Origin of the sequence: Variovorax sp. DAIF25 (assembly GCF_050711835.1) — a bacterium.
GTDB lineage: Bacteria > Pseudomonadota > Gammaproteobacteria > Burkholderiales > Burkholderiaceae_C > Variovorax.
Window position 1 is genome coordinate 6,340,813 of sequence record NZ_CP136636.1, and the last position, 18,289, is coordinate 6,359,101.

An 18,289-nucleotide genomic window follows, 5' to 3' on the forward strand; every position below is an offset into this window, starting at 1 on the left:
GTTCCGTGAGCGTCAGGGGGCGGGCGGCGACACGAGGCTCCTGGCCACCGCGAACACGAGATTGCGGGCCTGGGCCACGATCGAATCGCGGTAGCCCTCGAAGGTGGCATCGGTGATCTTGCCGTCGCTGCCCGTGCCGAAGTAAGTCATGACCGGCGTGTGGATGTGGCCGGCCGGGATGGCGAGGCCGAAGGTGTCGCGCATCAAGGTGTTGCGGTAGGCGCTGGCGTTGGAGAGGTAGTTTCCGCCGCCGCCCTCGCTGGCGCAATTGGTTTCGAGCGGGCTCGGTGGCGTCAGCTTGCTGAATGCGTCGTTGGCGGCCAGGTATTTCTGGAGCAGGGCATTCATGTCGGCGCCCGGCGTCTGGAAGCCGGCGAAGTAGTCGGCCAACGCCTTGTCGACCGCGGCCTTCGCTGCATCGTAGGCGGCGCTCGTATCGCTCGCGGCCTTGGTGCAGGCCATCACGCCGTAGCTGTCGCGGCGCACCACGCTCCAGCCGCCGGTCGCGCCGGTGTCGCGGTTGACGATGCCCTCGCCGGTCTTGGCATCGATCATCTGCTGGAACGGCAGGCTCGCCTGGGTGAACTGCGGCGGCGCATCGCGGCGCCAGGGCTTGGCCGCGAAGCCGAGCCAGCGCTCGGGCGGCGAGATGTCGCAATCGAGCACGGCGGGAAAGCCGCCTCCTTCGCTGCATGGCGGATTCAGGTTGTCGTTGCCCGGGAACGCCGCGTAGTGGTAGCGGCCGTTGTAGTGCTCGAGGTGGAAGGCGCCGCCGCCCTGGCTCATGCTGATCGAGGCATCGACGCGCTTCGGGCCGGACTTGAACCACGGTCCGAGCGTGTCCTCCTGCATGCCGTCGATGAACGGCCCGTAGTTGACCGGCAGGATGAAGGTCCGGATCACGGCCGTGCTGCCGTCGGGCAGCGCCACCGTATTGCCGTCGAGGGACAGGATCGTGGCGCCCGAGGGATTGCCGATGCGGATGTTGGGGTTGCCGTTCTGGCCGGCGCCCCCGAGCGTGAACGGATCGAAGCCGCTGACGAGGACCCGCCTGGAACCGGCGCCCTCGGGAAAGTCGATCGAGAGCTGGCCGCGCGACGCCCGCTCGAACTCTTTCTGCAGCCCGGCGCGCTGCTCGTCCGTCAGCGCGAACTCGGGCTTCCACTGGCGCAGCGCGAGCGTCATCGTCAGCCGCGCCCAATAGAGCATGCGGTCGTCGCTCTTCGGCAGCGTGCCCTGGACCGACCGGCCCTGCACGCGATCGAGCGCCGCCTGCCAGAGCTTGCGGCCCTCGGCGTGCAGCAGCGCCACCGCCTCGTCGTAGCTCGAGGCGCCCGCGAGGCCGTCGCTGCAGAGCTTCGCGGCGAAATCGGGGCCGAAACGGTCGAATCCGCTGGCCTGCAGCAACTGCTGCGAGAAGCTCAGCGCATCGCTGGGCGAGAGCTTGTTGGGCAGCCGCTGTTCCTCGTAGGCGGCCTCCACGCCGCGGTCCATCGTGCACTTGGCCCGCACGGCCGGTGGCGGTGGCGGCGCGGGCGGCGGTGGCGCGGGCGGTGGCGTACTCCCGGCGGCGGCCATCGCCGCCAGCACGGCCGGGTCGATGCCGCCACCCCCGCCTCCGCCGCCGCAGCCGGCGACCGCCAGCGCGCAGGCGCCGAGGGTGGCGCCGATCCGGAGGCGCCGCTTCGCTTTCGATCCCTTCATTCGATCTCTCCCTGGCCTGTGCCTGACAGCAATGAAAACAAAAGGTGAACCCGTTGGCACGACTTCTGCAGCGATCGGTGTGGGAACCAAGCTGCCGCCGGGGGCGGGTTGCACCGCTTACGTGTGCGACAACTTGATGAAAACATGATCGATTGATCGAGTCGAACGAGTTTTTGTTAAACAATCCGATAACAAAAGTTCAACGATGCTCGGTCCAGGGAGATGCAGAAGATGAACACCCGATTCCTCGAAACGCTGGTCATGCTCGACCGGCTCAAGAGCTTCCGCGAGACGGCGCAGATGCTCTGCGCCACCCAGGCCGCGGTGTCCAAGCGCATCGAGGCGCTGGAAGAAGAGCTCGGCGTGCAGCTGGTCGACCGTTCGCAGCGCTCGCTGCGGCTCACGCGCATCGGCGAGCAGGTGGTGTCGCAGGCCGAGCAGATCCTCGCGCTCGAGAAACAGCTCAAGCGCTCGGTGCAGCCCGATGCGCCGCCCTCGGGGCGCGTACGCATCGGCGTGATCGAGACGGTGGTCCACACCTGGCTCACGCCGCTGATCCACCTGCTGAGCGAGCGGCTGCCCGCGGTCGAGCCCGACATCACGGTCGACACGGCGCACAACCTGCGCGAGCAGTTCCGGCAGCGCAAGTTCGACCTGCTGATCCAGAACGACGACGTCTCCGAGCTCGCGCGCAGCGGCGAGTCGGTGCTGCTGCCGCTGTGCAGCTTCCCGATGCGCTGGGTGGCGCGCCCGACCTTGCTGCCGCACGCGCGCACCTTGCGGCTCGAGGACCTCGAGCGGGTGCCGCTTCTGACCTTCTCGCGCACCTCGGGCCCGCGCGCGCACGTGAAGGCGCTGTTCGCGGGGCGTGCCGCGGAACCGCGCGTGTGCAGCTTTCCATCGGTGCAATCGATCATCCAGCTGACCAAGGGCGGCTTCGGCGTGGCCGCGATCCCGCCGGTGTTCGTGCGCCAGGAACTGGCGGCCGGCGAGCTGGAGGTGCGCGACGGCCCCGCGCTGCCGCCGATGGCGATCAGCCTCGCGCATGCCGAGGGCACGGCGCCCGCGGTCCAGGCGGTGGCGCGGCTCACGCGCACCGTGGTGGCCGACTACTGCGAGGAGATCGGGCCGCGCTGGGTGAGTGCGCTGGCCTGCGAGGAAGCACTGCCCGCCTGAGCGGCGGATGCGCCGTCGCGCGGCTTCGTCAGTCCGCGCGCACCTCGATGCCTTCGGACAGCAGCCGCTCGCGGATGCGGCGCGCGAAGGCCAGCGCATGCGCGCCGTCGCCATGCAGGCAGACGGTCTGCGCATTGACCGGCACGATGCTGCCGTCGATGGCCTTGACCTGGCGCTCGCGCACGAAGGCCAGGGTCTGGGCGATGGCCTGCGCGTCGTCCTCGATCAGCGCGCCGGGCTGGCTGCGCGGCACCAGGCTGCCGTCGGGCATGTAGCCGCGGTCGGCGAACACTTCCTCCACCGGCACGAGGCCGGCGCGGCGCGCGGCGTCGATCATGCCGCTGCCCGCGAGGCCGAAGAACTTCAGCGCAGGATCGAAGCGGCGCACGGCCTCGCACAGCGCGTCGGCGAGCTCGGGCTCCTTCACCGCCTGGTTGTAGAGCTGGCCGTGCGCCTTCACGTGCGCGAGCCGGCCGCCCTCGGCCTTGACGATGGCCGCGAGCGCGCCGACCTGGTAGAGCACGTTGGAGACGATCTCGTCGGGCGGCAGGTGCATGGTGCTGCGGCCGAAGTTCTCGCGGTCTGGAAAGCTGGGATGCGCCCCGATCGACACACCCTGCGCGACGGCCCAGCGCACGCACTGGTGCATGGTCTTCGGGTCGCCCGCATGCCAGCCGCAGGCGATGTTGGCTGAGCTCACAAGCCCGAGCAGCGCTTCGTCGCTGCCGGCGCCTTCGCCGAGGTCCGCGTTGAGGTCGATGTGCATGGTGAGGACTCCTGGAGCGATGCGGCGAATAGAAAACCGCAGTCTATGCCGGGGTCGGCCAGCCCGCCGCCGCGAGGCCTTGCGCCATCTGCGCGACGTAGCGCTGCTGCGCGGCCCAGGCCTCCAGCGCGGTGGCGGCATCGACCGGCACCAGCCGCAGGCTGCCGTCGAGCGGCGCCTGCGCGAGCTTCCAGAGATCGGCGCGGATCACCACGCCGATGCGCGGATAGCCGCCGGTGGTCTGGGCGTCGCCCATCAGGATGATCGGCTGGCCCGAGGGCGGCACCTGGATCGTGCCGGGGATCACGCCCGAGGACAGCATGTCGGTGCCGCGCTTGCGCCGCAGCTCGGCGCCGCTCGCGCTCGCGAGCCGGCTGCCCATGCGGTTGCTCTGCGGCGTGATGCGCCAGCGCTCGCCCCAGAGCTGGTCGCGCGAGGCGACGGTGAACTGCTCGAACTCGGGGCCGGGCAGCACGCGCAAGGCGATGGCGCCGTCGGCCGCGGCATCGCGCTCCCAGTCGGGACCGCGCACCCCGAAGGCGCGCCGCGCGCGCTGCGCTTCGGCCAGCGCCGACTCGCCCAATGGCAGCCGGTCGCCCTTGCGCAGCGCACGGCCCTCGTGGCCGCCGAAGCCGGCCTTGAGGTCGGTGCTGCGCGAGCCGAGCACGTGCGGCACGTCGATGCCGCCCGCCACCGCGAGCCAGCTGCGCAGGCCGGCCTTGCCGCCGCCCGCATTGACGCTCGCATTCGCGCTAGCAAGCCGCAGCGTCTGCCCGGCCGCGACCGGCACGCTCCAGCACGGCCACAGCGGCTGGCCGTCGAGCGTGGCGCCGAAGTCGTCGCCCACCAGCGCGATGCGCGTGTCGGTCTCGAAGCGCAGCACGCTGCCGCCCAGCGTCAGCTCGAGCCCGGCCGCGCCGGTGGCGTTGCCCACCAGCCGGTTGGCGATCGCCAGCGCCAGCGTGTCGAGTGCGCCGCCCGGGCAGATGCCGAGCTGGCGATGGCCGTGGCGCCCGAGGTCCTGCACCGACGCCAGCGGGCCGGGCTTCTCGATCAGGAGCGTCATGGCTGCAGGCTTTCGACGACGAAGCGCACGCGATCGCCGGGCCGCAGCAGGGTCGGCGACGCGGCCAGCGGATCGAAGAGCGCGACCTCGGTGCGCCCGATCAGCTGCCAGCCGCCCGGCGAGCGCAGCGGATAGATGCCGGTCTGCTCGCCGCCGATGCCGACCGAGCCCGGGGGCACGGCCGTGCGCGGTTCGGCGCGACGCGGCGTGGCGAGCGCGGCCGGCAGTCCGCCGAGGAAGGCGAAGCCCGGCAGGAAGCCCAGCAGGTAGACCACGTACTCGGCCGCGGCATGGCGGCGCACCACCTCGGTGGTCGACAGGCCGGTGTGGGCCGCCACGTCCGCGAGGTCGGGACCGTGCTCGCCGCCATAGGCCACGGGAATCTCGATGTCGCGACCCTCGATGCCGCCGGCCTCGAGCCGCGGCCATGCCTCGAGCACGCGCGCGCTCAGCGCCTCGAGGTCGACCGCGGTCGGATCGAAGGTCAGCGTGAGGTTGTTCATGCCCGGCAGCACTTCGCCGACGCCGCTCCAGCGACCGGCCTCGCGCGCCAGCGCCCAGATCTTCTGCTGCTGGACGAACGTGGCGGGACCGGGCAGGTCGCACAGCAGCGCCGCGTCGCCCAACAGGTGCAAACGGGGCGCCAGCGCGCCGCTCATCGGCGGCGCCTACTCTCTGCCGAGGCTTCGGACCTTGGCCGCGAGCTGCTGTTCGACGTTGGGCGAGACGAACTTGTGCACCTCGCCGCCGAGCATCGCGATCTCGCGCACGAAGGTGCTGGAAATGAACTGGTACTTGTCGCTGGGCGTGAGGAACACGGTCTCGACGTCGGGCATCAGCGAGCGGTTCATGCCCGCGAGCTGGAACTCGTAGTCGAAGTCGGTGACGGCGCGCAGGCCACGCACCATGGCCTTGCCGCCGCGCGCCACGACGAAGTCGCGCAGCAGGCCCGAGAAGCTCTCGACCGAGACCTGGTCGCTGTAGGGCTTGACGGCTTCGCGCGCCATCTCGATGCGTTCCTGCAGCGTGAAGAGCGCCTTCTTGTGGTGACCGGCCGCCACGGCGACGATCACCTTCGAGAACAGTTGGGTCGCACGCCGCACCACGTCCTCGTGCCCGAGGGTGATGGGGTCGAAAGTGCCGGGATAAACCGCGATCACGTTGCTGGCCATGGTTGCTACCTCCTCATGCAGCCGATGCGGCTTGGGTCGGCGGATTATGCAGTGCCGTGTGCGGCATGCATCAAAAGGTGTGCATGCACCGCGCCGGCCTTCAAGTGACGGAACACGACGAGGCCGAGCGCGGCCGCCTCCTCGTCGCTCCAGCGGCGCGGTGCCTCGAGGTAGATGGCACCACCCGCGCGGACCGCGCGCGCGGCGGCGCGCAGCGCGGGTTCGTAGAGCGTGGTGCTGTCGAAGGGCGGGTCGAGGAAGACCACGTCGAGGCTCGCGGCCGGCGCGCGCTCGAGCGCCGTGACGCCGTTGCCGCGCTCCACGCGCACCGCCTCGGCAGCGAGTTTGGTCTTGGCGGCCTGGATCTGCGCGACCAGCGCGGCGTCCTGCTCGCACAGCAGCACGCCGGCCGCGCCGCGCGACGCGGCCTCGAGGCCGAGCGCGCCGGTGCCCGCGAAGGCATCGATGCACTGCCAGCCCGGCAGCTCGCCGCCACCGGCGCCGGCCAGGCTCGCGAGCCAGTTGAACAGCGTCTCGCGCACGCGGTCGGGCGTGGGGCGCAGGCCGGGCTTGTCGGCGACGGCGAGGCGGGTGCGTTTCCACTGGCCGCCGATGATGCGCACCTCGTGCGCGCGCGCCGGACGCGCGGGGGAAGAAGTCGTTGGGGTGCGCGGGGGCGCGGCGGCAGGCTTGCGGGGCATGCGGCGAGCTTAACGCGCCCGCCCGGCCCCACCGCAGCTCAGAAGCCCGCGATGGCGCGTCGCGCGAGCAGCGCCGCCAGCACCAGCATCGTGCCGCCGATCAGCGCGTCGAGCATCTGCCAGGCGCGCGGCCGCGCGAACACCGGCGCCAGCAGTCGCGCGCCATAGCCGAGGGCCGAGAACCACAGCGCGCTCGCGAGCGCCGAGCCGGCCACGAACCATCCCTTGAGCGAGCCCGCGTACTGCGCGCCGGTGCTGCCCACGAGCAGCACGGTGTCGAGGTAGACGTGCGGGTTGAGCAGCGTGAAGCCCGCGGCCTGGGCCAGCACCGCGGTGCGCGACAGCGAACTGCCCTGCGTGACCGTGCGCAGCGCACCGGCCGCGCGCGAGCGCCACAGCGCGCGCAGCCCGTAGCCGGCGAGGAACAGCGCGCCGAAGCCGGCGAGCGCGGTGGCCAGCATCGGCCGGCCCTGGAGCGCCTGCGCCATGCCGGCCACGCCGGCCGAGATCAGCACCGCGTCGCTCACGGCGCAGAACAGCACGACCGCGCTCACGTGCTCGCGGCGCAAGCCCTGGCGCAGCACGTAGGCGTTCTGCGCGCCGATGGCGACGATGAGCACCAGGCTCATGAAGAGCCCGTTGAGGAAGGCGGTGGTGACGAGTTCGGCAGACATGGTGCGAGCTTGCCGTCGCGCGCGAATTAACTCAAACTAAACTTTCTTAAGCCAATTCAGTTTTGCTTCATTCACATGCTCGACTACGCCGCCCTCAACGCCCTGGCCACCGTGGTGCGCGAAGGCAGCTTCGAGCGCGCGGCCCGCGCGCTCAACGTCACGCCCTCGGCGGTGTCGCAGCGCGTGAAGCTGCTCGAGGAACGCATCGGCGGCGCGCTGCTGGTGCGCGGCCAGCCCTGCGTGGCGACCGAGGCCGGGCTGCAGCTGTGCCGGCACGTCGAGCGCGTGGGCATGCTCGAGCACGAGCTGCGCGATGCGCTGCCGGTGCTGGACGCCGGCGAGGCCGGCGAGCGGGTCACGGTGCGGGTGGCGGTCAATGCCGACAGCCTCGCGACCTGGTTCGTCGGCGCGGCGGCCGCCTTCTCGCAGCAGCACGGCGCGTTGCTCGACCTCACGGTCGACGACCAGGACCACACGGCCGAGCGCCTGCGCAGCGGCGCGGTGCTGGCGGCGGTCACCGCGCTGGCGCAGCCGGTGGCCGGCTGCAACAGCGAGGCGCTGGGCACCATGCACTACGTGGCGGCCGCCAGCCCGGCCTTCGTGCAGTCGCATTTCGCCAAGGGCGTGGGCGCGCGCACGCTGGCGCAGGCGCCGAGCCTGGTGTTCGACCGCAAGGACGCGCTGCAGGCGCGCTGGGTGCGGCGCATCTGCCATCGCGAGGTCGAGACGCCGCGCCACTGGCTGCCCTCGCCGCAGGCCTTCGTCGAGGCCGCGCGCGCGGGCATGGGCTGGGGCATGCATCCGCTGAGCATGGTGGCGCAGGCCTTGCGCGACGGCTCGCTGGTGGAGCTGGTGCCGGGCTCGCGGCTGCCGGTGCCGCTGTACTGGCAGCAGGCGCGCGCGGCGCCGCGGCTGCTCGCGCGGCTCGGCGATTGCGTGCGCGCCGCCTCGCGCACGGGGCCGCACGCGCTGGCCTGAAGCGACCTACTTGCCGTCCCGCGGCTTGGCCTGCGGGTCGCTGCCCACCACCACCGTCACCATGCGATCGGGCTGCAGCTTGCGCGCGAACGCGGCCTTGATGTCGGCGGCGGTCACGGCATTCATGCGCGCGGTCCAGGTGTCGAGGTAGTCGAGCGGCAGGTCGTTCCAGGCGATGTTGGCGACGTTGCCGATCAGCTTGCGGTTGCTGTCGAGCAAAAGCGGAAAGCCGCCGATCAGGTTGTCCTTCGCGGCCTTGAGCTCGTTCTGCGTGGGCCCCTCGGCGACGAACTTCGCGAGCACCTCGCGCGCCACCTTCACCGCCTCGGCCGCCTGGTCGGGCCGGGTCTGGAAGCCGACGCGGAACGCGCCCGCGTCGAGCCCCGGCGCGAAGCCGCTGTAGACGCTGTAGGTCAGGCCACGCTTCTCGCGCACCTCGTCGGTCAGGCGCGAGACGAAGCCGCCGCCGCCGAGGATGTAGTTGCCGAGGTTGAGCGCGAAGTGGTCGGGGTCCTTGCGCGGATAGCCGGGCTGGCCGATGTAGACATGGGTCTGCGCCGACTCGAAGGGAATGCGCACCTCCTTCGATTCGGCCAGCGCCGGCACCGGCGCGATCGCGGGCAGCGGCGTGCAGGCCTCGGGGCCGGGCAGCCGCGACAGCATCGCGTTGGCGATGCCCTCGGCCTGCGCGCGCGTCACCGCGCCCACGATGCTGAGCTTGGCGCGGCACGGCACGATCAGTTGCTGGTAGCGCTGGCGCATGGCCGCGGTGTCGATGCGCGCGAGTGTGGCCTCGGTGGTCTGCTGGCCATAGGGATGGCCGCTGTAGACCGCGGTCGCGAAGGCACGCGCCGCGACCGTCGCGGGCTTGGTGTTGCCCTCGCGGATCGAGGCGGAAAGGCGCTCGCGTTCGCGCTGCCAGATGTCGTCGGGGAAGGTGGGTTCGCCGATCACGCGCGCGGCCAGCGCCACCGCCTTGTCGAGCAGCTTGGGGTCGGCGAGGCTGCGCAGCGTGTAGCTGGTGCGGTCGTTGCTGGCGCTGACGTCGAACTCGGCGCCCAGATCGGCCCAGGCCTCGCCCAGCGCGTTCTGGTCGAGCGCGGGCTCGCCGTCGCGGCCGGCGCGCACGCCCTTCTCGACCATGGTCGAGCTCACGCTCGCGAGGCCGGCCTGGTCGGCGGGATCGCGCCGGCTGCCGGCATCGAAGTCGACCTCGACGTCGACGATCGGCAGCGCCTGCGAGGACACGAGGTAGATCTTGGCGCCGTTGGCCAGCGTCCAGTGTTCGATCGGCAACGCGGCCTGCGCGGCCAGGCCGGCGAAGCCGAGCATGGCCAGCACGCCGGTGCGCAGCAGGCGGCCGGCGGCGGCCGGCTTGGAATGGGAGAGGGACATGGGGATCTGACCTTCGAGCGATGCAGCGGCGTTCAACGCAGTTCTCCCGCGGGAGCGGCGAAGCCGCGGGCACGGGGCCGCGCATCGGGCGGCAGCGGGACCAAGGTGGCCACGGTGAGCTGGTCGTCGCCGAAGTACTTGGCGGCCACCGCCTGCACCTGCGCGGCGGTCACGGCCTGCAGCTTCGCGATCATGCGCGGGTCGGCATCGAGCGGCAGGCCCTGCACCCAGTTGCTGCCGAGTTCGCGCGCCTGCGCCATCACCGAATCGCGCTTGTAGGTCTCGCTCGCCACCCACTGCGTCTTGACGCGCGCGAGCTCGGCCTCGCCCACGCCTTCCCTGGCGATGCGCGCGACCTGCGCTCGCAGCGCGGCCTCGACCTGCGCGGCGGTCTTGCCGGCCGCGGGCACGCCCGCCAGGCCGAACAGCTGCGGACCGCGTCCCATCAGCCCCGAATAGGCACCGGCCGAATCGGCCACGCGCTCGGGTCCCTGCGTGAGCGCACGGTCGAGCCGCGAGCCGGTGTAGCCGTCGAGCACGGCCGACAGCACCTCGAGCGCCCAGGCGTCGCTCTCGGCATCGATGCTCTCGAGCTGCGGGATGCGGAAGGCCAGCGAGACGTAGGCCTGCTCGGCCGGTGCCTTGAACTCGATGCGGCGGATGCCGCGCTGCGGCGGCTCGATGCGCGGCTTGCGCACCGGCACCGCGCGCGCGGGGATGCCGCCGTAGTACTTCTCGGCCAGCGCGCGCACCTTGTCGACGTCGACATCGCCGGCGATCACGATCGCGGCATTGGCGGGCACGTACCAGCGGCGGTGGAACTCGCGCACGTCCTCGGGCGTCATCGCGTCGAGGTCGCTCATCCAGCCCACCACCGGCCGGTGATAGGGCGAGGCGATGAAGACGGCCGCGCTCTGCTGCTCGCCGAGCAGGGCGCGCGGCTGGTCCTCGGTGCGCATGCGGCGCTCTTCCTTGACCACCTCGATCTCGCGCTTGAACTCGTCGTCGGGCCACTGGTTGTTGGCGAAACGGTCGGATTCGAGCTTCATCACCTGCTCGAGGCTGCCGACCGGGATCTGCTGGTAGTAGCCGGTGTAGTCGCGCGTGGTGAAGGCGTTCTCCTGCCCGCCCAGCGCCGCGACGCGGCGCGAGAACTCGCCGGGCTTGATCGACTTCGTGCCCTTGAACATCATGTGCTCGAGCGCATGGGCCACGCCCGAGGTACCGTCGACTTCGTCGATCGAGCCCACGCGCACCCAGACCATCTGCACCGCGGTCGGCGAACGCCGGTCGGGCTGCACGATCAGGGTCATGCCGTTGGAGAGGGTGAACTGCTGGGGACCGGGGGCGGAGGCAGTGGCTGCGGTGGCCGGGGGCGATGGCTGTTGCGCCTGCGCAGGCAAGCCCCAGGGCGCCGCGAACGCCAGGGCCAGCACCGCACCAGACGCAGCGCGGCGTGGCGAGGGGTGTTTCATAGAATGGCTCCGATTCTAAAAAGCGCCCGATGTTCAGTTTCTTCAAGAAAAAACCACCCGCGGAAACGCCCGAAGCACCGGCCCCGCAGGCGCCAGCGATCCCGCCGGCCGATCCTGCCCCCGCCGCGGAGAGCGCGCCCTCGCGCTCGGTGTTCTCGCCCTCGAGCTGGTTCGGCGCGAAACCGGCGGCGAAGGAAGTGCCGGCCGCGGCACCGGTGGCGCCAGTGGCACCACCCGCGGCCACGCCGGCACCGGCTCCGATCGCTGCGCCCGCGGTGCCCACGGTCCAGCCCGTGGCGCCGGCGCCCGTCGCACCGCCACCTGTCGCACCGCCGCCGCCCGCCGTCGACCTCCCGATCCTCGCGCCGGCCCCCGCGCCGGTGCCGGCACCGGTGCTCGAGGTCGCTCCGCCGCCCGCACCCGAGCGCCGGGGCTGGCTCGACAAGCTCAAGACCGGCCTGCGCAAGACCGGCACCGGCATCCAGGCGGTGTTCGTCAATGCCCAGATCGACGAGGCGCTCTACGAAGAGCTCGAATCCGCGCTGCTGATGGCCGATGCCGGCGTGAAGGCCACCGAATACCTGCTCGACGACCTGCGCCGCCGCGTGAAGAGCCAGATGGCGACCGACGCATCGCAGGTCAAGCGCCTGCTCGCCGAGGCCATCGCCGACCTGCTGCGCCCGCTCGAGAAGCCGCTGGAGATCGGCCGCCACACGCCCACCGTGATCATGGTCGCGGGCGTGAACGGCGCGGGCAAGACCACCTCCATCGGCAAGCTCACCAAGCACCTGGCCAACGAAGGCGCCTCGGTGCTGCTGGCCGCGGCCGACACCTTCCGTGCCGCGGCGCGCGAGCAGCTGCTGGTCTGGGCCGACCGCAACACGGTGGAGATCGTGAGCCAGGAAGGCGGCGACCCCTCGGCCGTGAGCTTCGACGCGGTGAACGCCGGCAAGGCGCGCGGCAAGGACGTGGTGCTGGTCGACACCGCCGGCCGGCTGCCGACCCAGCTGCACCTGATGGACGAGCTCAAGAAGATCAAGCGCGTGGTCAACAAGGCCGACGCCACCGCGCCGCACGAGGTGCTGCTGGTGATCGACGGCAACACCGGCCAGAACGCGCTGGCGCAGGTCAAGGCCTTCGACGAGACGCTGGGCCTGACCGGACTGGTCGTGACCAAGCTCGACGGCACGGCCAAGGGCGGCGTGCTGTGCGCGATCGCGCGCGAGCGGCCGATCCCGGTCTACTTCATCGGCGTGGGCGAGAAGCTCGAGGACCTCGAGACCTTCGACGCGCGCGAGTTCGCGCAGGCGCTGCTGGGCAATTGAGGGTCGCCCGCTCCCTCAACGAGCGAGCACCGCCTCGCTCATCGCCTCGAGCAGCCGGTTCGCCACCACCGGCTTGAACAGCACCGGCACGCGCGACTCGCGCACGCGCAGCAACCGGTCGGGCGAGGTCTCGCCGGTGATCAGCAAGAGCGGCGTGGCACCGTCGCCGGCCCGGCTCAGGCGCAGGCCTGCATCGAGGCCGTCGGCGCCATCGGCCAGCCGGTAGTCGCACAGCAGCAGTTCGAAGGGACGGCCCTCCCCGCGCGCCTGCGCCAGCGCCCGCGCGGCCGACGCTTCGTCGCCCACGGCCTGCGCCTCGACCGCATGCGAGCGCAGCAGGCCGGTCATGGCCTCGCGGATCTCCTGCTCGTCGTCGAGCAGCAGCACGCGCGCGGGCAGCCGCGCCGCGCCGCGGCGGCGCTGTTCCTCGGCATCGGCCGCCGCGGCCTGCGGCGGAAACGGCCCGGCCAGCGCGCTGGCCTGCGCGTTCGCGGCCTGCACCACCAGCCGGAAATGCGTGCCGCGGCCCAGGCGCGAATGCATCTGCACCGGATGGCCGAGCAGGCGCGAGAGACGCTGCACGATCGACAGCCCGATGCCCAGCCCGTGCGAGCGGTCGCGGCCCGGGTTGTCGACCTGGTAGAACTCCTCGAAGATCCGGCCCGACTGCTCGGGCGCGATGCCGATGCCGGTGTCGCGCACCTCGATCCAGACCGTCTCGCCGCGGTCGCGCGCGATCACCGTCACGCCGCCGCTGGCGGTGTACTTGAGCGCGTTGTCCATCAGGTTCGACAGCATGCGGTGCAGCAGCTGCGGATCGCTGCGCACCCACAGGCCACTGGCGCGCACGCGCAGTTGCAGCGACTTCTGCTCGGCGCGCGCCGAGAAGGTGTGGTTGAGCGGCAGGAACAGCGCATCGAGCTGCACCGCCTGCACCTCGGGCACGACCACGCCGGCGTCGAGCCGCGAGACGTCGAGCATGGTGTCGAGCGAGGCGCCGAGCGCGTTCACGGCGCGCATCAGCCGTTCGGCATTGCGGCCTTCGGGGCGGTTGCGCAGTTCGTTCTCGAGCGCCGCGCCGAACAGCGCGATGGCATGCAGCGGCTGGCGCAGGTCATGGCTGGCGGTGCCGAGGAAGCGGGTCTTCTCGAGGCTGGCGCGCTCGGTGGCCGCGATCTGCTCGCCCAGGCGCGCGGCCAGCGCCTCGTTCTCGAAGCGCAGCATCAGCGAATCGGTCAGGAGCCGGTGCTGGCGGATGCCCGCATGCAAGGTCAGCATCAGGTAGGCCGCGCCGGCCGCGGCCAGGAACAGGTGCAGCCCGTCGCCCTGCCAGGCCAGCGCGGTGATCATGCCCAGCGACATCGGCAGCGTGTAGCCGAACAGCGCCGGCTTCAGCGGCCACAGCGACTGCGAGGCACGCGCGCAGCTGCCGACGATGACCGCCATCAGCAGCGAGGTCATCGGCAGGTTGCCGGCCGGCACGACCAGCCAGGGCACGACGGCCGTGACCATGCTGACCAGCGTGACCAGGCGCGAGATCTTGCGCGCCCAGTACGGGCTCTCGACGGCCGGCCGCGCCGGGTACCAGCGCGGCGTGAAGAAGACGTAAATGTCGGCCAGCACCATGCCGGCCATCCAGAACAGCAGCCGCGGGTCGTGCAGCTGCGCGTAGAGGATGGCGCCGAACACCGCCACGAAGCACAGGTGGGTCAGCGTCGAGGCGCTGTAGGTGTCGTAGACCGAGGCGACGTGTTCGCGCAGCACGCGCTGGCCGAGAACGACGTCGGCGGCCGGGTCGTTCAGCACCGCGCGCCGTTCAATGCAGGGTGCTGATCAACTGGGCCCGCGAGCGCATGCCGAACAGCAGCAGGATGGTCGACACGTGGTTCTTCACCGTGCCTTCGCTCAGATTGGCGAGTTGGGCGATCTCCTTGTTCGCCTTGCCCTCGAGCACCCACTGCAGCACCTGCATCTGGCGCGGCGTGAGTTCCTGCCAGGCGCTGGCGTGGGCGAACTCGGCATAGCCGGTGAGCGCCTTCGGCACTGCCGGCGGCGGCGACTGGGCGGCATCGGGGTCGAGCAGGCCGCAGGCGCGGATGAAGCTCACCACTTCCTTGAGGTCGGCCGACTTGGGCAGGAAGGCGCTCGCGCCCAGCGCCAGCACGCCCTGCGCCAGGGTGCTGTTGCCGGTGCCCGAAAGCACCACGATGCGGGCCTCGGGATAGCGCAGGCGGAACTCGGCCAGGCCGCTCAGGCCATGGGTGTCGGGCAGCGCGAGGTCGAGCAGCACCAGGCCGATGGCGTCCTGGTGTGCCTCGTAGAGCTTGAGCGCGTCGGCGACGTTGCCGGCCTCGTAGACCTCGATCGCGGCGCCCGAGGAAGTCGCCTGGGCCTGGACCAGCGCGCAGACGCCGAGCCGCAGCAGGTCGTGGTCATCGACCACCAGGATCGCGGTGCGGCCGCGCGGCGCGATGCCGGCCTGGGCCGCCGAGGACGGGGGAGTGGAGGAGGAAGAGGGATCGAGCGGAGCCACGCGCCGCATCTTAGCGGTGCACCCAGGGCGCGACAGTGCCGGAAGTCATGGCGATCCCCGCGATGGCCGCTCGATGTAATGCTATTGTTTATATAGCACTTGCCAGCGAAGCCGGCGCGGGGCACCATCGGCGGATTCCATCGCGGGCCGCAACGAACGGACCGCACGAGCCACGGAGACATGCCATGCCGCACACCGCCACCGCCCACGCGCCCGAGGCCGCCAGCGACCGCAAGATCGACCGCCTGCTGGCCCACTACGAACAGAGCCACCGGCACCCGACCAACGAACTGATCCACTTCGTCGCGATCCCCGCGATCATGGTCAGCCTGGTCGGGCTGATCTTCGCGATCCACCCCTGGGCCGCCTACGCCTTCCTGCTGGCCAGCCTCGTCTACTACCTGACGCTGCGCTCGCCGGCCTTTCTGCTCGCGATGGGCATCCAGACCGCCATCCTGCTGGCGCTGGTCCATGCCATGGGCAGCCTTGTGTTGCCGATTTCCGCCGCCATCTTCGTGGTGGCCTGGATCTTCCAGTTCGTCGGCCACAAGATCGAGGGACGGAAACCTTCGTTCTTCGAAGACATCCAATACCTCTGGGTCGGGCCGCTGTTCGTGGTGTCCAAGCTGCTGCTGAAGCTGGGCATCCGCTGGTAAGTACCCGCTTACGGGGCTTTGCCGGCTGCAAGTCGGACAAGACCGCGGTCCTTCGGGGCCGCCGGCCGACAGCCCTTGCCTATCGGCCCGATAGAGACTTTAGGGGAACCCTTGCCTTAGCACTCCCTCTAACCGAGTGCTAATATGGCCAATACGAAGGAGTTTCCCCTGATGACATCCCTGTCTGGAGCCTCTGCCAACCAGCTCGCCGTCGCCAACCCCTGGTCGATGGTGCCCCCGCTGGGTAACCTGGATGCTTACATTTCGGCCGCCAACCGCCTGCCGCTGCTCACCCTCGAGGAAGAGCAGGGCTTCGCCCGCCGTTTGCGCGACCACAACGACCTCGAAGCGGCCGGTGCGCTGATCCTTTCGCACCTGCGCCTCGTGGTCTCCATCTCCCGCCAGTACCTGGGCTACGGGTTGCCGCACGGCGACCTGATCCAGGAAGGCAACGTCGGCCTGATGAAGGCCGTGAAGCGTTTCGACCCCGACCAGGGCGTGCGGCTGGTGAGCTACGCCATGCACTGGATCAAGGCCGAGATCCACGAGTACATCCTGAAGAACTGGCGCATGGTCAAGGTCGCGACGACCAAGGCCCAGCGCAAGCTGTTCTTCAACCTGCGCTCGATGAAGCAGGGCTTCAAGGCCGACTCGGCCGCGGCCGACACCGGCACGCACCGCGAAACGCTGAGCGCCGACGAGGTGACGCAGATGGCCGCGCGCCTGAACGTGAAGCCCGAGGAAGTGCTCGAGATGGAAACCCGGCTGTCGGGCGGCGACGTGCTGCTCGACCCGAGCCCGAACGACGACGGCGAGGAAGCCTTCGGCCCGATCGCCTACCTGGCCGACGCGACGCAGGAACCGACCGCGCTGCTCGAATCGCAGCAGCGCGACCGCCTGTCGAGCGACGGCATCGCGACCGCGCTCGAGGCCCTCGACGCGCGCAGCCGCCGCATCGTGGAAGAGCGCTGGCTCAAGGTCAACGACGACGGCTCGGGCGGCATGACCTTGCACGACCTGGCCGCGGTCTATGGCGTGAGCGCCGAGCGCATTCGCCAGATCGAGGTGGCCGCGATGAAGAAGATGAAGAAGGCGCTGGCCGATTACGCCTGATCGGCTTCTCCCGCCCCTTCGAACGAGCCCGGCCCCGCGCCGGGCTTTTTCATGGGCGCGCTTCGTTCAGCCCGAGGTCTTGGCGAGCGTGCGCAGCGCGCGCTTGGCGATGTAGCGCGTCTCGGGCGTGTTCGATTCCTTCACCCAGCGCGCGCAGACGCCATCGACCCACTCCGCCTGCGTCTTGCTCGCGTCGTTGAGCCAGTTGGCGACCGAGTTCTGCACGTAGCGGCTGCCGTCGGCGCGCAAGGGTTCGAGCAGCGGCAACGCGCGCCAGGGCTCGGCCTTCAGCGCCTCGATCTGCGCGCACCACACGCCGCGCGGGCGCGTGAGTTCGCTCGCGAAGCGGCGGATGTTCGGATCCTCGTCACGCACCCACGGCTGCAGCAGCGCGAGCGCCTCGTCGAGCGAACCGACGACCGCGTCGCGCACCGCCATCCAGGCGATCTCGCGCACGCCGAAATGCGGATCGGCCGCGAAGCGCCGCACCGCCTCGAGCTGCCCGGCCAGCGGCAATTGCGACAGCGTGACCCACTGCGCCGCCCAGCAGCGCGCGACGTCGCTGGCATGCGTGGCGAGCCGGTGCGCGACCGCATCGCGTTCGTCGTGCAGCGCGGCGAGGTCGTACAGCGCCCGCGCGATGTGGCCATGCCGCTGCATCGGCTTGAAGGCACTCAGCATCGCCAGCGTGTCGACCAGCCGCTCGCTCGCCGCGTCGAGGCCGATGTGGCCCGCCACGCTGCGCGCCAGCTGCGGCAGTTCGAGCGCGAGGAATTCGTTGAGGTTGACGGTCTCGATCAGCCCGTCGTTGAGCGCGCGCAGCACCTCGGGCGGGATCAGCGCGATGCGGAACGCGCCCTTGCGCGCCTTCAGGTGCTCGACCGCTTCGATCGCTGCGGCGAGGCTCGCGACCTCCGTGCCGGGCGCCATCGGCTCAGGCCGCCAGCAGGGTCTTGATGTCGGCCACCATCGGCGGCACGCCGGCGCCGTAGCGCGCGTACAGCCGCAGCCGGCCCTGCGGGTCGTAGACGAAGCTCGCGGCCGAGTGGTCCATCGAGTAGCTGGTGGGCGTCTTGCCGTCGACCTTCTTGTAGTAGACCTTGAAGTCCTTGGTCGTGGCGGCCAGCTCGTCGGCCGTCGGGATCAGCGCGACGAAGCTGGGGTCGAAGGCGCCCATGTAGGCCTTCATCACCTCGGGCGTATCGCGTGCCGGGTCGACCGTGACGAACACCACCTGCAGCTTGTCGCCGTCGGCGCCGAGCTGCTGCTTGACCTGCGCCATCTCGGTCATGGTAGTCGGGCAGACGTCGGGGCACTGCGCGTAGCCGAAGAACAGCACCACCACCTTGCCCTTGAAGTCGGCCATGGTGCGCAGCTTGCCGTCGGCATCCTTGAGCGAGAAGTCGCGCGCGTAGTCGGCGCCCGTGATGTCGACCGCATTGAAGCTCTGCTTGGTCTCGTTGCAGCCCGCGAGGCCCAGCCCCACGGTGGCGGACACGGCCGTCCAGCCCGCGCCGGCGGCGATCAACTTCAGGGCATTGCGCTTGTTCATGGG

The 18,289-nt window shown here is 70.8% G+C and carries 18 protein-coding genes; 5 read left to right on the plus strand and 13 right to left on the minus strand.

Features of this window, described 5'->3' with window-relative positions; genetic code table 11:
• Positions 1-12: 12 nt before the first annotated feature.
• Positions 13-1,704: a hypothetical protein gene (locus R0232_RS29380; RefSeq protein WP_431510347.1), complete on the minus strand. Its 1,692-nt coding sequence runs from the start codon at positions 1,702-1,704 to the stop codon at positions 13-15.
• 231 nt (positions 1,705-1,935) lie between these two features.
• Between R0232_RS29380 and R0232_RS29385 the strand changes: the two genes are divergently transcribed.
• A complete protein-coding gene (locus R0232_RS29385; protein ID WP_431510348.1) occupies positions 1,936-2,880 on the plus strand; it encodes a LysR family transcriptional regulator in 945 nt (314 codons plus the stop codon).
• A 28-nt stretch (positions 2,881-2,908) separates the two neighbouring features.
• On the opposite strand, the gene pxpA is transcribed toward R0232_RS29385, so the two are convergent.
• The 6 genes from pxpA to R0232_RS29415 are packed head-to-tail and all read right to left on the minus strand — an operon-like array spanning position 2,909 to position 7,259.
• Complete coding sequence (pxpA, locus tag R0232_RS29390; protein WP_431510349.1) at positions 2,909-3,646, minus strand: 5-oxoprolinase subunit PxpA; 738 nt, start codon at positions 3,644-3,646, stop codon at positions 2,909-2,911.
• Between the two features lie 43 nt (positions 3,647-3,689).
• The gene (locus R0232_RS29395; protein WP_431510350.1) at positions 3,690-4,712 is read right to left on the minus strand and encodes a biotin-dependent carboxyltransferase family protein; all 1,023 of its coding nucleotides are present in this window, start codon (positions 4,710-4,712) and stop codon (positions 3,690-3,692) included.
• A complete protein-coding gene (gene pxpB, locus R0232_RS29400) occupies positions 4,709-5,371 on the minus strand; it encodes a 5-oxoprolinase subunit PxpB (protein WP_208512591.1) in 663 nt (220 codons plus the stop codon). The genes R0232_RS29395 and pxpB overlap by 4 nt, the downstream gene beginning before the upstream one ends.
• Positions 5,372-5,380: 9 nt before the next feature.
• On the minus strand, positions 5,381-5,884 hold the full coding sequence (gene coaD / locus R0232_RS29405) for a pantetheine-phosphate adenylyltransferase (protein WP_057596071.1): 504 nt from the start codon (positions 5,882-5,884) through the stop codon (positions 5,381-5,383).
• 44 nt (positions 5,885-5,928) lie between these two features.
• Positions 5,929-6,585, minus strand: a complete 657-nt coding sequence (locus R0232_RS29410; protein WP_431510351.1) for an RsmD family RNA methyltransferase — start codon at positions 6,583-6,585, stop codon at positions 5,929-5,931.
• Between the two features lie 38 nt (positions 6,586-6,623).
• Positions 6,624-7,259: a LysE/ArgO family amino acid transporter gene (locus R0232_RS29415; protein ID WP_093347394.1), complete on the minus strand. Its 636-nt coding sequence runs from the start codon at positions 7,257-7,259 to the stop codon at positions 6,624-6,626.
• Between the two features lie 75 nt (positions 7,260-7,334).
• On the opposite strand from R0232_RS29415, the gene R0232_RS29420 reads away from it, so the two are divergent.
• On the plus strand, positions 7,335-8,237 hold the full coding sequence (locus tag R0232_RS29420) for a LysR family transcriptional regulator ArgP (RefSeq protein WP_431510352.1): 903 nt from the start codon (positions 7,335-7,337) through the stop codon (positions 8,235-8,237).
• A gap of 6 nt (positions 8,238-8,243) precedes the next feature.
• Here R0232_RS29420 and R0232_RS29425 read toward each other — a convergent pair whose 3' ends face one another.
• Positions 8,244-9,569, minus strand: coding sequence for a M16 family metallopeptidase (locus R0232_RS29425; RefSeq protein ID WP_431512936.1), 1,326 nt, complete (start codon positions 9,567-9,569; stop codon positions 8,244-8,246).
• Between the two features lie 95 nt (positions 9,570-9,664).
• Positions 9,665-11,107, minus strand: a complete 1,443-nt coding sequence (locus R0232_RS29430; RefSeq protein ID WP_208512974.1) for a M16 family metallopeptidase — start codon at positions 11,105-11,107, stop codon at positions 9,665-9,667.
• 29 nt (positions 11,108-11,136) lie between these two features.
• Here R0232_RS29430 and ftsY point away from each other — a divergent pair, with 29 nt between their 5' ends.
• Positions 11,137-12,432 (plus strand): signal recognition particle-docking protein FtsY, encoded by a 1,296-nt coding sequence (gene ftsY / locus R0232_RS29435; protein WP_431510353.1) that lies wholly within the window; start codon positions 11,137-11,139, stop codon positions 12,430-12,432.
• A 15-nt stretch (positions 12,433-12,447) separates the two neighbouring features.
• Here the strand turns inward: ftsY and R0232_RS29440 are convergent, their stop codons facing one another.
• A complete protein-coding gene (locus R0232_RS29440; protein WP_093347405.1) occupies positions 12,448-14,238 on the minus strand; it encodes an ATP-binding response regulator in 1,791 nt (596 codons plus the stop codon).
• Between the two features lie 10 nt (positions 14,239-14,248).
• Positions 14,249-14,974, minus strand: coding sequence for a response regulator transcription factor (locus R0232_RS29445; protein ID WP_057597537.1), 726 nt, complete (start codon positions 14,972-14,974; stop codon positions 14,249-14,251).
• Between the two features lie 176 nt (positions 14,975-15,150).
• Here R0232_RS29445 and R0232_RS29450 point away from each other — a divergent pair, with 176 nt between their 5' ends.
• Positions 15,151-15,621 (plus strand): DUF962 domain-containing protein, encoded by a 471-nt coding sequence (locus R0232_RS29450; RefSeq protein ID WP_431510354.1) that lies wholly within the window; start codon positions 15,151-15,153, stop codon positions 15,619-15,621.
• A gap of 171 nt (positions 15,622-15,792) precedes the next feature.
• Positions 15,793-16,734: an RNA polymerase sigma factor RpoH gene (gene rpoH, locus R0232_RS29455; RefSeq protein WP_057597535.1), complete on the plus strand. Its 942-nt coding sequence runs from the start codon at positions 15,793-15,795 to the stop codon at positions 16,732-16,734.
• A gap of 66 nt (positions 16,735-16,800) precedes the next feature.
• On the opposite strand, the gene R0232_RS29460 is transcribed toward rpoH, so the two are convergent.
• Complete coding sequence (locus R0232_RS29460; protein WP_431510355.1) at positions 16,801-17,664, minus strand: DNA alkylation repair protein; 864 nt, start codon at positions 17,662-17,664, stop codon at positions 16,801-16,803.
• Positions 17,665-17,668: 4 nt separating this feature from the next.
• Entirely contained in the window at positions 17,669-18,286 is a 618-nt protein-coding gene (locus R0232_RS29465) for an SCO family protein (RefSeq protein WP_208512971.1), read from the minus strand.
• Positions 18,287-18,289 lie beyond the last annotated feature (3 nt).

What these genes read in the sequence shown, in the direction of transcription:
- R0232_RS29380 (WP_431510347.1), bottom strand. Translation starts at nt 1,704, where the DNA reads ATGAAGGGATCGAAAGCGAAGCGGCGCCTCCGGATCGGCGCCACCCTC.
- R0232_RS29385 (WP_431510348.1), top strand. Translation starts at nt 1,936, where the DNA reads ATGAACACCCGATTCCTCGAAACGCTGGTCATGCTCGACCGGCTCAAG.
- pxpA (WP_431510349.1), bottom strand. Translation starts at nt 3,646, where the DNA reads ATGCACATCGACCTCAACGCGGACCTCGGCGAAGGCGCCGGCAGCGAC.
- R0232_RS29395 (WP_431510350.1), bottom strand. Translation starts at nt 4,712, where the DNA reads ATGACGCTCCTGATCGAGAAGCCCGGCCCGCTGGCGTCGGTGCAGGAC.
- pxpB (WP_208512591.1), bottom strand. Translation starts at nt 5,371, where the DNA reads ATGAGCGGCGCGCTGGCGCCCCGTTTGCACCTGTTGGGCGACGCGGCG.
- coaD (WP_057596071.1), bottom strand. Translation starts at nt 5,884, where the DNA reads ATGGCCAGCAACGTGATCGCGGTTTATCCCGGCACTTTCGACCCCATC.
- R0232_RS29410 (WP_431510351.1), bottom strand. Translation starts at nt 6,585, where the DNA reads ATGCCCCGCAAGCCTGCCGCCGCGCCCCCGCGCACCCCAACGACTTCT.
- R0232_RS29415 (WP_093347394.1), bottom strand. Translation starts at nt 7,259, where the DNA reads ATGTCTGCCGAACTCGTCACCACCGCCTTCCTCAACGGGCTCTTCATG.
- R0232_RS29420 (WP_431510352.1), top strand. Translation starts at nt 7,335, where the DNA reads ATGCTCGACTACGCCGCCCTCAACGCCCTGGCCACCGTGGTGCGCGAA.
- R0232_RS29425 (WP_431512936.1), bottom strand. Translation starts at nt 9,569, where the DNA reads ATGCTCGGCTTCGCCGGCCTGGCCGCGCAGGCCGCGTTGCCGATCGAA.
- R0232_RS29430 (WP_208512974.1), bottom strand. Translation starts at nt 11,107, where the DNA reads ATGAAACACCCCTCGCCACGCCGCGCTGCGTCTGGTGCGGTGCTGGCC.
- ftsY (WP_431510353.1), top strand. Translation starts at nt 11,137, where the DNA reads ATGTTCAGTTTCTTCAAGAAAAAACCACCCGCGGAAACGCCCGAAGCA.
- R0232_RS29445 (WP_057597537.1), bottom strand. Translation starts at nt 14,974, where the DNA reads ATGCGGCGCGTGGCTCCGCTCGATCCCTCTTCCTCCTCCACTCCCCCG.
- R0232_RS29450 (WP_431510354.1), top strand. Translation starts at nt 15,151, where the DNA reads ATGCCGCACACCGCCACCGCCCACGCGCCCGAGGCCGCCAGCGACCGC.
- rpoH (WP_057597535.1), top strand. Translation starts at nt 15,793, where the DNA reads ATGACATCCCTGTCTGGAGCCTCTGCCAACCAGCTCGCCGTCGCCAAC.
- R0232_RS29460 (WP_431510355.1), bottom strand. Translation starts at nt 17,664, where the DNA reads ATGGCGCCCGGCACGGAGGTCGCGAGCCTCGCCGCAGCGATCGAAGCG.
- R0232_RS29465 (WP_208512971.1), bottom strand. Translation starts at nt 18,286, where the DNA reads ATGAACAAGCGCAATGCCCTGAAGTTGATCGCCGCCGGCGCGGGCTGG.